Here is a 13,163-nt window from a genome sequence, read left to right as displayed (position 1 = left end):
CTGGCGGCGGCCTTCACCCGGTATCCTGTCGCCATGCGGGCCGACAGCTTCGAACGCGTGATCGAGCACACCCTGCGCGGCCTGTATTCGGCGGCGTTGTACTTGCTGCTGCCCATCACCGTCTATCACCTGATCTGGCGCGGATTCCGCCAGCGCGCCTACCTGCTGCGCTGGGACGAGCGCTACGCGCGCTATCGCGACAAGCCCCCGGGCGACGAACACCTCTGGGTCCACGCGGTTTCGGTCGGCGAGGTGAACGCCGCCGCGCCGCTGGTCAATGCATTGCTGCGCGATCATCCGCAGCGGCGGGTCCTGATCACCACCATCACGCCGACCGGCTCCGAGCGCGTCGCCGCGCTGTGGGGCGATCGGGTGACGCACGTCTATCTGCCGTACGATCTGACCGGCGCGGTCGCGCGGTTCCTGCGTCATTTCCGTCCCGGGGTCGCGCTGATCGTCGAAACCGAGCTGTGGCCGAATCTGCTGTTCGCCTGTCGCGATCACGGTGTGCCGGCGTATCTGGTCAATGCACGATTGTCCGAGCGCTCGCTGCGCGGCTATCGCGCCCTGCGTCCGCTGGTCGGGCGCGCCCTGCGCACGATGCGCGCGGTCGCCGCGCAGTCGGATGCCGACGCGGCGCGATTCCTGAGCCTTGGTGCGCGCGAAGATCAGGTCGTCGTCTGCGGCAATCTGAAATTCGACACCCGGGTCGACCCTGCGATCGACACGTTCGCGCGGGAATTCCGCGCGCGCATCGCCGGTCGACCGGTGTGGATCGCCGCCAGCACGCATCCCGACGAAGAGGCGCTGGTGTTGGCCATGGACCGTCACTTGCGCGCACGCTGGCCCGATCTGCTGATGCTCTGGGCGCCGCGACATCCCGAGCGGTTCCGGCCTGCGATGCAGTTGGCGATCGATACCGGTCTGCAGGTGGCGACGCGCAGGCTCACCCGGCTTCCCGATCGAGACGATGCGGTATTCATCATCGACACGCTCGGCGAACTGATGAGTTTCTACGCCTGCGCGGATGTCGCATTCGTCGGCGGTAGTCTGCAGCCGGTGGGCGGACACAATCTGCTCGAACCCGCAGCCGTCGGCACCGCTGTCGTCACCGGGCCGCATCTCCACAATTTCAGGGATATCGCCGATCAGCTCGACCAGGCGCGCGCGCTCAGGATCGGTGCCGACGCCGCGGAGGTGGCGGTGGACATCGGTCTGCTGCTCGACGATGAGGTCGAGCGTGCGCGCATGAGCGCGGCGGGTCGCATGCTGGTCGAGGAGGGCAGGGGCGCGCTGCGCAAGACATTGGATCTGATCGCATCCGAACTTCCTGCCGCTTGAATGCCTGCCGTTTGAAGAGCCCTTCGCTCGCTCTCGTGCCGATCGCGCGTCGGCGCGGAAAAGAAAAACCCGCAGCGGTGAGGATGCGGCTTTGGCATGGAACCCTGTTGCTGGCTGCTGTGCCGGATCAGGGGGCCGTTTTCAGCGTGGCATCCACGGTGAGCAGGCGGTTCACATCCTGCAGATCGTCGATGTCCAGTGTGCCGGCCGCCTGCTCCAACAGCAGGCGGTTCTGCAGGAAGTTGTAGCGGGAGAGGGCGTACTCCTGCTCGGCGTTGAACAGCGTCTGTTGATTGTTCAGCACATCCAGCACCGTGCGGGTGCCGACCTCGAGGCCGACCTGCGAGGCGTCGTAGGCGCTGCGCGCCGAAAACACCGCAGCCTTGCGCGCTTCGACTTCGCTGACGCCTGCGACCAGCGTACGGTAGGCATTGCGCGTACTGCGCACCAGCGCACGTTTCTGCTGTTCGAGTTCATCGTTCGTGATGTCGCGCTGGGCGAGTGCCTGGCGCACTTGGGACTGGGTCGCGCCGCCAGCGAAGATCGGTACCGACAGGGTCAGCCCGAGGCTGCGCGAGTTGCTCTGGTTCTCGAAGTCCGAGCTGAGGTTGAGGATGTTGTTGGTGGAGTCGCCGTCGGTGCGATTCCGGCCGTAATTGGCTCCGAAGTAAAGCGTCGGGTAGTGACCGCCGCGCGCGCTTTCCACGCTGGCCTCCGCCGACTTCACCCGGTATTCCTGGGCCTTCAGGCTGGGATTGTTTTCGAGTGCCGCCGCCACCCAGCCTTCGCCATCCAGCGCCGAAGGCAACTGCGGCTGGAAGTCCTGGGGCAGGGCCTTGAGCAGGCGCAGGTCGCTGCCGGTGATTTCCTCCAGCGCGCGATAGGCATCCTCCAGCGCATTGCTGGTCACGATGGTGTTGGCGCGGGCACGGTCGTACTGGGCGCGGGCCTCATGGACGTCGGTGATCGGCGCCAGGCCGACTTCGAGCCGCTTGTCCGCGAAATCGAACTGCTTCTTCAGCGCCGTTTCCTGCGCTTCCGCCGCCGCCAGTGTTTCCATCGCGACCAGAACGTTGAAGTAGGCGGCCGAGGTGCGGGTGATCAGGGAGTCGCCTGCCGCTTCGAGCTGCAGGTCGCCCGCCTGCGACAGGGCGTTCTGGCTGCGCGCGCGGTTCACGACGCTGTGGTCGTACACCATCTGATTCAGGCGCAGGCCGAGGTCGCGGGTGGTGGTGTCGTTGCTGGTATCGGCGCTGGGGGACGAGGATTCGCTGTCGCTGCGCGAACGATTGTAGGACGCGTCGCCATTGATCTGCGGCAGCATCGCCGCGCGGCCTTGCACCGCGCCCTCGCGCGAAACGAGACGGCTGGATTCCGCGGCGGCGAGTTGGGGATCGCTGGTGCGTGCGAGCTCGTAGGACTGCACAAGGTCTTCGGCCTGGGCGCCGAACGGCAACAGGATCACAGCGAGGGCGAGAGCGAGGGGGCGGCGAGTCATGGGCATCCTTTTTTGTCTGGACAATCAGCGTACGGGGCGGTCGAGCCAGCCGTGCGATCTACAGTTTGAACTCTGGAATGGGGGCGCCGCCGATCAGATACGGCAGTTCGGTTTCGAAAAGCGATTCGACCTGGAAGCCGGCGGCGTTGTCGGCATGGCGTACCAGCGCCGCTTCCATGGCGGGTGCCTGACCGTGTATGACGAACATCCGGCCGCCGGGTCGCAGCCATGCCAGGAAGCGCGAAGGCACGATCGCGACCGCGCCGCTGAAGCAGATCGCATCGAATCGGCGCTCGCTGTCCCAGCCGAACGCGTCGGCGGCATCGATCCGGACGTTGCCGATCCCCTGTGCCTGCAGACGGCCGCGCGCCGCCTGGGCGAGATCTTCGTGCAGTTCCAGGCTCACGACATCGCGGGCCAGACTGCCGATGCAGGCGGTGAGGTATCCGCTGCCAGCCCCGATTTCGAGGACGTCTTCGCTGGCGCCGATCGACAGTGCCTGCAGCGCGCGGCCTTCGAGCACCGGTTTCATCATCGATTCGCCGTGGCCGATCGGCAGGGCAAGGTCGGAGTAGGCGAGCGCGCGATGCGATTCCGCCACGAAGCGCTCGCGCGGCAGCCGCGCCAAGGCCTCGAGGACGCGAGGTTCGGACACATCCCACGGCCGGACTTGCTGTTCGACCATGGTTTCGCGGGCTTTGGCGTAATCGATCGTCATGCTGATATCTCTTGCAACGGCGCGTTCTGGAAGGTTCGGGGATGCGGAAGTTTACCGGGACGGCTGTTCGGTTGCTGTACTCAGGATCGCCGCAAGCGCAGGTTTCGGCTGAGTGCCGGAAGTCACCGGGACCGGGGGCATGGACCACCGTGCATGCCGAGACGTCGCCGCTTGGCCGTTCATTCCGCGGCGTTCCGGTCGCTGCCGTAGGCACGCAGGAACAGGTCGACGGTCGCCTCGATATGGCATTCGGTGTCGTTGACGGGCGCGCCGCAGCACATGCCGCACAGCAGTTGCGTATGCATCTCGCCCTTGATCAGGCACAGGAACTGCGATGCCGCGCGCGTGATGTCGGTCACCTGCAGTTCCCCGCGCGCGACGCGGGCGCGAAGGAATTCGGCGAAGGCGTCTTTCACCTGTTGCGGGCCGGCTTGCCAGAACAGCTCGCGAACGTGCGAGTCGCCGGTGCCGGGCATCATCATCATCCGATGCATCGCGATGGACTCTTCGCTGGTCACCAGCGCGAAAAACGCGCGTGCGATCGTGGTGAGCTGCTCGCGCAGATCGCCTTCCAGGCCCGCGAGGAACAGCGTCGGCGGCATCTGTTCTTCGCACTTGGCGCGAATCGCCGAACTGAACAGCGATTCCTTGTCGCCGAAATGACTGTAGACCGTGAGTTTGGAGACGCCGGCTTCGGCCGCGATCTGATCCATGCTCACGCCATCGAAGCCGTTCTGGCTGAACAGGCGTTTGGCCACTTCAAGAATCGCCGCGCGCTTGCCGAGATCCTTCGGACGGCCGGGGCCTGCCGGTTTGATGGCCTCAGGGGCAGCGGATTGTGGGCCTGTGGCACTCATGCTTGCAATACTAGACTAATTGGTATGTTATTTATACGATACCGACAAGTTCATTAATCCCGGGGTTCCAGCGAGCCACCGGGCTCATCCCCCGATCGCATGAGGCGAACATGGCAGCGCGCAGGACTTCGGACTTCGGCAGAGCTGGTTTCAGAGCGGTCATTCCAATGCTGATGGTGGTGGTTCTGGCGGCTTGTGGCAATGCCGAACCGACATCCCGGGCGCCGCGTCCGGTGCTTGTCGCACGTGCCGATACTGCCGGGCCCTCATCGGAAGGCCTGACTGCGTTCGCCGGCGAGATCCGCGCCCGCGAGGAAACGGCGCTGTCTTTCCGGGTCGGCGGCAAACTGGCGCGCAGGCTCGTGGATGCGGGCGACCAGGTCCACAAGGGCGATGTACTCGCGGAACTGGATCCGGGAGACCTTCAGCTCCAGGCGGACGCGTCGCAGGCGCAGCTCGCCGCAGCGGAAGCGCAATTGGCCCGTAGTCGTGCCGATCACGCGCGTTTCGCGGCCCTGTCCAAGGATCAACTGGTCAGCCGTTCCTCGCTCGACCAGCAGACGGCGGCCCTCCGTGCGGCCGAGGGCCAGGTGCGTGCGGCGCGCGCGCAACGCGATGTGGCGCGCAATCAGAGCGGTTACGCCTCGCTGCTCGCGTCCGCCGATGGCGTGATCGCAGCGCGGATGGCCGAGGCGGGGCAGGTGCTGGCGCCCGGACAGACCGTGTTCTCGTTCGCCGTGGAGGGCGGGCGCGAAGTCGCTTTCGCGCTGCCCGAATCGAGTGTCCGCGGATTCCAGGCCGGGCAGATGGTGCTGGTCGAACTGTGGAACACCAAAGGCCCGCCGCTGTCGGCGAGGATCCGCGAAATTTCGCCGGTCGCCGATCCGTCGACGCGGACTTACGCGGCTCGCGCGAGTCTGGCCCCGGAGCACATCGATGCAGTCGCGCTGGGGCAAAGCGCACGGGTCTACATCGTCGGTGCCGGGCAACCCGCCGGACTGACGGTGCCATTGTCCGCTGTCCAGAGAGATGCCGAAGGCCTGACGATGGTGTGGGTCGCCGACCCCGAATCGCAGCGGGCCCGGCCGGTACGGGTGGTGGCTGGATCCTATTCCGCCAACAGCGTCCCGATCCTTTCCGGCCTGAAGCCCACGGATTGGATCGTGGTCGCCGGAGGCCATCTGCTGCATGCGGACCAGGCGGTGTTGCCGGTCGACCGCAGCAATCGCCCCGTCCAATCGAACTGACCGGAGCATCGACATGAACGTTGCGCATCCGGTATGCGAACCACTTCCCGCACAGCGGTCGCGGCGCGTCTCGGCGTCCGGGCGGTCTGGCCATGCGTAGATTCAATCTTTCCGAATGGGCGCTCGCAAACCGCTCGCTGGTGCTCTACACGATGCTGGTGCTGGCGATCCTCGGCGTCTGGTCCTATCGCAAGCTCGCGCAGTCCGAAGATCCTCCGTTCACCTTCAAGGTGATGGTGGTGCGCACGATCTGGCCGGGCGCGACCGCCGGGGAAGTCGCGCGCGAGATCACCGACCGGATCGAAAAGAAACTGATGGAAACCGGGGATTACGAAGCGATCAGTTCGTATTCCCGCTCCGGCGAATCGCAGGTGTTCTTCATCGCGCGCGATTCGATGCACAGCCGCGAGCTGCCCGAACTCTGGTACCAGGTACGCAAGAAAATCGGCGATATCGACGCGACCCTGCCGGCGGGTGCGGTCGGGCCATTCTTCAACGACGAATTCGGCGACACCTACGGCAACATCTATGCGCTCACCGGCAAGGGATTCGACTACGCGCTGCTGAAGGATTACGCCGAGCGGCTGGAACTGGAACTGCAGCGCGTGCCGGACGTCGCCAAGATCGAACTGCTCGGCTTGCAGGACGAGAAGATCTGGATCGACCTGTCGAATACCAAGCTCGCCACGCTGGGGATTCCGCTTCCGGTCGTGCAGCAGGCCTTGGCAGAACAGAACGCGGTCGCGTCGGCCGGATTCTTCGAGACGGCGACCGACCGGGTGCAGTTGCGCGTGACCGGCAATTTCAAGTCATTGGACGACATTCGCCAGTTCCCGATCCGGGCCGGCGACCGCACCGTGCGCCTGGGCGAGATCGCGGATGTGCATCGCGGTTACGCCGATCCCGCCGCACCGCGCATCCGCTACATGGGCGACGACGCGATCGGGATCGCGGTATCGATGAAACCCACCGGCGACATCCTGCAGTTGGGCAAGGCGCTGGATGCCGAAACCGTGCGCCTGCAGCGGAGCCTGCCGGTAGGCATGCAGTTGCGCCGCATCGCCGATCAGCCTGCGGCGGTGCGCGATTCCGTCGGCGAGTTCGTGACGGTGCTGGGCGAAGCGGTGATCATCGTGCTGCTGGTCAGCTTCTTCTCGCTGGGCCTGCGCACCGGGTTGGTGGTCGCAGTGACCATCCCGCTGGTGCTGGCGATGACGTTCGCGGTGATGCATTACTTCGGCATCGGTCTGCACAAGATATCGCTCGGCGCGCTGGTGCTCGCGCTCGGTCTGCTGGTGGACGATGCGATCATCGCGGTCGAGATGATGGCGATCAAGATGGAGCAGGGGTTCTCGCGGCTGCGGGCGGCTGCGTTCGCCTACGAGACCACCGCATTCCCGATGCTCACCGGCACGCTCGTGACCGCGGCCGGTTTTCTGCCGATCGCCACCGCCGCATCGAGCACCGGCGAATACACGCGATCGCTGTTCCAGGTGGTGACGATCGCGCTGATGGTGTCCTGGGTGGCGGCGGTGCTGTTCATTCCGTATCTCGGCGACAAGATGTTGCCCGAGCCGAACGCACGGCCGACTCCGCGTTCGTTGGAAGGCCGCATCCGTACGTTCCGTTCGGGTCTCGCCGATCGCTGGCCGCGATTCGCCGGACTGCTCGGGCCGGCGCCGATCGCGACCGAGGGCGCGAACTCGCCCGCGCACGATCCTTACGACACCGCTTTCTACAAGCGATTCCGAGCGACGGTGCGATGGTGCATCCGTCGCCGGTGGCTGGTGATCGGCGCGACGGTGCTCGCGTTCATGGTGTCGATCGCGGTGTTCCGCTTCGTTCCGCAGCAGTTCTTCCCGGACTCGACCCGCCTTGAACTGATGGTCGATGTCGAGCTGGCCGAAGGCAGCTCCCTGAAGGCGACCGATGCGGCTGCGCGCAAACTCGAAAAACTGTTGTCGGCGCGGAAGGAAATCGAGAATTACGTCGCTTATGTCGGCACCGGCTCGCCGAGATTCTATCTGCCGCTCGACCAGCAATTGCCGCAAACCCATTTCACCCAGTTCGTGGTGCGCGCGAAGGACATCGAGGCGCGCGAAGCGCTGCGCAACTGGCTGATGGGTGACGTGCGTCCGCAGTTTCCCGAGCTGCAGCTGCGGGTGACCCGCCTCGAGAACGGTCCGCCGGTGGGTTATCCGATCCAGTATCGCGTCTCCGGCGAGCATGTCGAACGCGTGCGCGAGATCGCGTCGCGGGTCATGGCCAAAGTGCGTGCGAATCCGGACGTCATCAACGTCAATTTCGATTGGGACGAACCCAGCAAGGTCGTGCGCCTGGTCATCGATCAGGATCGCGCCCGCGCGCTGGGCGTGAGTTCGGAGCAACTCGCGCATTTCCTCTCCAGTTCGCTGTCGGGTCAGCGCGTCAGCACCTACCGCGAAGACAACGAATTGATCGAGATCCTGCTGCGCGGGCCCGAGAATGAACGTGAGCGACTGGAACTGCTCGGCAGTCTCGCGGTGCCCACCACCAGCGGCCTCACCGTGCCGGTGATGCAGATCGCAAGGCTGGAATCGACCTTCGAGGACGGCGTCATCTGGCATCGCAACCGTTTGCCCACCGTGACCGTGCGCGCCGATATCGTCAACGGCCCGACGCCGGCGACGGTCGTCGGGCGGATCGATCCGACCCTCGATGCCATCCGCGCCACATTGCCGGACGGCTATCTGATGGAAACCGGCGGATCGGTGGAGGATTCCGCGCGCGGCCAGGATTCGATCAAGGCCGGCATGCCGCTGTTCGTGTTCGTGGTGATCACCTTGCTGATGCTGCAGCTGCGCGATCTGTCGCGCGTGTTCCTGGTGATGTCGACCGCGCCATTGGGCCTGATCGGCGTGGTCGCGTTCCTGCTGGCGTTCCGGGTGCCGTTCGGTTTCGTCGCGATGCTCGGCACGATCGCGCTCTCGGGCATGATCATGCGCAACTCGGTGATCCTGATCGATCAGATCGAACAGGATATCGCCAGCGGCCACGACCGCTGGACCGCGATCGTCGAATCGACGGTGCGCCGCTTCCGGCCGATCGTGCTGACCGCGCTGGCCGCGATCCTCGCGATGGTGCCATTGTCGAGCAGCGCGTTCTTCGGGCCGATGGCCGTTGCGATCATGGGCGGCCTGATTGTCGCGACCGTACTGACCCTGTTGTTCCTGCCCGCGCTCTACGCGGCGTGGTTCCGCGTGCGCGCCAGCGAAGCGCGCCAGGAACCCGCTGTCGGGTGACGCGCAACCTCTTCGCATCCGGGCCGCTCTGCGGCTTCCTCCCCCTCCCACCGTGGGCGGCCCGGGTTGCGATTCTTGGCTCGGTAGAGCGGTCTTCAGTTCGTTTTTTGCAAATCGTTTTTTGCAAAAAATAGTGATCGGAAGGACGCTTGATGGAAGTGTTGCAGGGCCAAGGCAAAGACGGCCGTGACCCGCTTTGGTCGGAGCGCCTTCAGGCCCGGTCTTTCCGCGCCGCGTGTAGCGCGTAAAGCGATGCCGGCCCGAAGGGCGTGGGCTCTCTCTGGAAGAGCGTGAATAGACGGGTTGTCTTCACGGTCGATCACCCAATCAGATACCCATGTGAGACTGTTTGGCCAGGGCCAGAACCGATAATCTTCACCTATCAGGCCGAATGTGTGCTCGCAATCTGCTCTCGAATTGGAAACGCGACCGACCAATGGGAGCCGTCCATATTCAGCCCGCGCGCGCCATTGGCGCCTAGTGGCGGGAGAATAGGCAAACTGGCAAGATCGGAATAGGGCGCTTTTTTTCTGTTGCGTCAGGGAAGCGCCGTCGTGCGACTTGCGGTGGTTCGCAATCCAAGAGGGAAACGCGAATGAAGTCGATCTGGTTCTGGCTGTTGTCGCTGTCCGTGGCGCTGCTGGTGTGGTGGGTATCCGTGGGCGGCCGTCGCGAGACGGTGGCGCAGGAGACCACGCCCGCCCTGCGGGCCGCCAGCCCGATGCTGACGCGCCGCACGAACGAGTTCGATGGCCCGCCCGGCGACCTGTCCTCGATCCGCACCGATCTGGTGGCCACGCCATCGCGGTTGCAGGTGCGATGCCTGCTCGGCGGACGGCCGTCCGCAGTGTTGTCGGTGGCATTGCCGCTGAGCGGGTCGTTCCTGCAGGCGAGGCCAACCAACGGAGGGCTCGATGAGGGCCCGACGATCACGCAGATCGACGATCGCCACTTCCGCGTCGAGGTTCGAGTGGCGGAAGGCCTGGCGGAAGGCACGCATGTGGGCTATGTGGAGCTGAAGACCTGCCGGGACGAGGCTTGCGTCGACGAGATCCCGCGCGGGACGCTGTACGTGCCGTTCGAAGTGATCGTCGAGGACCCGGCGAACATCGCATTGGGCGAATGGGAGACATTCCAGCGCGATGCCGGACACACCGGCTATGTACCGGCGACGTTCCACCCTCGGGCGTTCGCCTACAAGTGGGAATGGCAGCGACCGACGCCCGTCACGACGCAGGGCTTCATCCATGCGGTGTCGACGGCGCCCGGTCTGGTCTTCGTGTCAGACGATGGGGCCGGATTGCTGGCGCTGCGCGCACTGCGCGAGAACGATGGCGGCCTGGTATGGGAGCAGACGTTTCCCAACTATCCGGCGCTGAATCCGCCCGCCGCCGCCAATGGCAAGGTCTACGCTGCCACGACGGGACACCAGCAGACCTTCCTCTGGGCGTTCCATGCGGGCACCGGCGCACCCGTGTTCCAGAACTCGTTCGCCGCGCAATGGTCGGATGTGATGGCGCCCACGATCCGCGACGGCCGCGTGTACACCAATGGCGGCTACTACGGCGGCGGCGTCTATGCGTACAGCGACACCGCCGGCGACCTGCAGTGGTCGATGTTCAGCGGCGACGACGAGATGACCACCCCGGCCGTGGACCAGTCGCGGGTCTACCACTACGATGGCACCGCCCTCGTGACCTACGACACCGCCACCGGATTGAAGCTGTCGTCCATCAGCGATCCCTACAGTCCGGTCCAGGGCTATGCGCACAACGGCGCCCCCATGCTCGGGCGGGCCGACAGCGTGACATCTTTCAGCGGCGGCACTTACAGCATATTTGGCAGCGCCGACCTGTCCAGCGCTCGTCCCCTGATCAACTTCTCGGTCGCCAACAACGCGGCACGCTGGCGCACCGCGAGGGCATACATGACCCAGCCGGCGACGGCCAAGGGCATCGTGTATGCGGGCTCCAACACGCCCAAGTCGTTCGACGCCATCGACGAAGCCACCGGCCAGGTTCTCTGGTCCTGGGTGCCGCAGCCCTCGGACGTGCGTTTCCACCGCAACGTGGTGGTGACCGACAATCTCGTGTTCGTCAGCACCAATCGCGTGGTCTACGCCCTCGATCTGGCCACGCGCCAGCCGGTGTGGTCCTACCCGGCGCCCGGGACGCTCGCGATATCGGCTAGTGGCACGCTCTACATCGTCGAAGGCGCGAGCCAATCGACGGGCCGACTGATCGCGATCGCCCTGAAGTGAACAGCCTCGCATCGCATGTGTGGTCGTGTCACCGGCAACGGCAACGGCAAGCGCCACGCAGGCCGTAGGCGAGTTCGGTGCTCCGGTTTATCTGCTTTCGACGCTTGATACGCAGAATAGGCGAACCGGGAGGATGAAGATGAGACGCATCTTTCTGTTGTGCCAAGGGAACGTCGCCGTGCGACTTGCGGTGGTTCGCAATCCAAGAGGGAAACGCGAATGAAGTCGATCTGGTTCTGGCTGTTGTCGCTGTCCGTGGCGCTGCTGGTGTGGTGGGTATCCGTGGGCGGCCGTCGCGAGACGGTGGCGCAGGAGACCACGCCCGCCCTGCGGGCCGCCAGCCCGATGCTGACGCGCCGCACGAACGAGTTCGATGGCCCGCCCGGCGACCTGTCCTCGATCCGCACCGATCTGGTGGCCACGCCATCGCGGTTGCAGGTGCGATGCCTGCTCGGCGGACGGCCGTCCGCAGTGTTGTCGGTGGCATTGCCGCTGAGCGGGTCGTTCCTGCAGGCGAGGCCAACCAACGGAGGGCTCGATGAGGGCCCGACGATCACGCAGATCGACGATCGCCACTTCCGCGTCGAGGTTCGAGTGGCGGAAGGCCTGGCGGAAGGCACGCATGTGGGCTATGTGGAGCTGAAGACCTGCCGGGACGAGGCTTGCGTCGACGAGATCCCGCGCGGGACGCTGTACGTGCCGTTCGAAGTGATCGTCGAGGACCCGGCGAACATCGCATTGGGCGAATGGGAGACATTCCAGCGCGATGCCGGACACACCGGCTATGTACCGGCGACGTTCCACCCTCGGGCGTTCGCCTACAAGTGGGAATGGCAGCGACCGACGTCCGGTACGGCATATCGCTTCATCAATGCGGTGTCGACAGCACCGGGTCTGGTCTTCGTGGGCGACGACGGATCCGGATCGCCGTCGCTGCGCGCGCTGCGCGAGAACGACGGCAGTCTGGTCTGGCAAGAGACGTTCCAGAACTATCCGACGCTGAATCCGCCCGCCGCCGCCAATGGCAAGGTCTACGTCGCCACGACAGGGCAGCAGCAGACCTTCCTCTGGGCGTTTCATGCCGCCACCGGCATGGCCGTGCTCCAGAACTCGTTCGCCGCGCAATGGCCGAGCGTGCTGGCGCCCACGATCCGCGACGGCCGCGTGTACACCAATGGCGGCTACTACGGCGGCGGCGTCTATGCCTTCCACGACACCGCCGGCGACCTGCAGTGGTCTATGTTCAGCGGCAACGACGACATGACCACCCCGGCCGTGGACCAGTCGCGGGTCTACCACTACGATGGCACCGCCCTCGTGACCTACGACACCGCCACCGGATTGAAGCTGTCGTCCACCAGCGATCCCTACAACCCGGGCCAAAGCTATTCGTATCATGGCGCTCCCATGCTCGGGCGGCCCGATAGCGTGACCGCCTTCAGCGGTGGCGCCTTCAGCGGTTACGGGTTGTCAAGCGTCGAGCAATACGGCACCCGCCCCCTGATCAACTTCTCGGTCGCCAACAACACAGCCCGCTGGCGCACCGCAAGAACGTACATGACCCAGCCGGCGACGGCCAAGGGCGTCGTGTATGCGGGCTCCAACGCGCCGAAGTCGTTCGACGCCATCGACGAAGCCACCGGCCAGGTTCTCTGGTCCTGGGTACCGCAATCCCCGGACTTGGGGTTCCACCGCAACGTGGTGGTGACCGACAATCTCGTATTCGTCAGTACCAATCGCGCGGTCTATGCCCTCGATCTGGCCACGCAGCAGCCGGTGTGGTCCTACCCGGCGCCCGGGATGCTTGCGATCTCGGGCGGTGGCACGCTGTATATCGTCGAAGGGGCGCGGGAGCCGACGGGCCGACTCATCGCGATCGCCCTGAAGTGAGCCGCCTCGCAACACGTGTGTGGTCGCATCACCGGCAACGTGATGTTTCAATCGTTTTTGTTCCAGGCGCG

8 protein-coding genes are annotated in these 13,163 nt (G+C 65.2%); 5 read left to right on the top strand and 3 right to left on the bottom strand.

What is annotated here, in order from left to right:
* Positions 1–33 precede the first annotated feature (33 nt).
* Complete coding sequence (locus HOP03_02665) at positions 34–1,341, top strand: 3-deoxy-D-manno-octulosonic acid transferase (GenBank protein NOT87064.1); 1,308 nt, start codon at positions 34–36, stop codon at positions 1,339–1,341.
* Between the two features lie 127 nt (positions 1,342–1,468).
* Here HOP03_02665 and HOP03_02660 read toward each other — a convergent pair whose 3' ends face one another.
* The 3 genes from HOP03_02660 to HOP03_02650 form a co-directional block, all read right to left on the bottom strand.
* Entirely contained in the window at positions 1,469–2,839 is a 1,371-nt protein-coding gene (locus HOP03_02660; protein ID NOT87063.1) for a TolC family outer membrane protein, read from the bottom strand.
* A 58-nt stretch (positions 2,840–2,897) separates the two neighbouring features.
* A complete protein-coding gene (locus HOP03_02655; protein NOT87062.1) occupies positions 2,898–3,557 on the bottom strand; it encodes a protein-L-isoaspartate O-methyltransferase in 660 nt (219 codons plus the stop codon).
* Positions 3,558–3,736: 179 nt separating this feature from the next.
* Entirely contained in the window at positions 3,737–4,414 is a 678-nt protein-coding gene (locus HOP03_02650) for a TetR/AcrR family transcriptional regulator (GenBank protein NOT87061.1), read from the bottom strand.
* A 167-nt stretch (positions 4,415–4,581) separates the two neighbouring features.
* On the opposite strand from HOP03_02650, the gene HOP03_02645 reads away from it, so the two are divergent.
* From HOP03_02645 to HOP03_02630, 4 genes are all read left to right on the top strand, one after another.
* The gene (locus HOP03_02645) at positions 4,582–5,661 is read left to right on the top strand and encodes an efflux RND transporter periplasmic adaptor subunit (protein ID NOT87060.1); all 1,080 of its coding nucleotides are present in this window, start codon (positions 4,582–4,584) and stop codon (positions 5,659–5,661) included.
* A gap of 92 nt (positions 5,662–5,753) precedes the next feature.
* Positions 5,754–8,942, top strand: a complete 3,189-nt coding sequence (locus HOP03_02640) for an efflux RND transporter permease subunit (GenBank protein ID NOT87059.1) — start codon at positions 5,754–5,756, stop codon at positions 8,940–8,942.
* A 595-nt stretch (positions 8,943–9,537) separates the two neighbouring features.
* Positions 9,538–11,202, top strand: coding sequence for a PQQ-binding-like beta-propeller repeat protein (locus tag HOP03_02635; protein NOT87058.1), 1,665 nt, complete (start codon positions 9,538–9,540; stop codon positions 11,200–11,202).
* Between the two features lie 219 nt (positions 11,203–11,421).
* On the top strand, positions 11,422–13,092 hold the full coding sequence (locus HOP03_02630; GenBank protein NOT87057.1) for a PQQ-binding-like beta-propeller repeat protein: 1,671 nt from the start codon (positions 11,422–11,424) through the stop codon (positions 13,090–13,092).
* Positions 13,093–13,163: the final 71 nt, after the last annotated feature.

Source organism: Lysobacter sp. (genome assembly GCA_013141175.1).
In the GTDB taxonomy this organism is placed as follows: Bacteria; Pseudomonadota; Gammaproteobacteria; order Xanthomonadales; family Xanthomonadaceae; genus Lysobacter_I.
The sequence above is the reverse complement of the archived record's forward strand: the minus strand, read 5'-3'. Positions and strand labels throughout refer to the sequence as shown.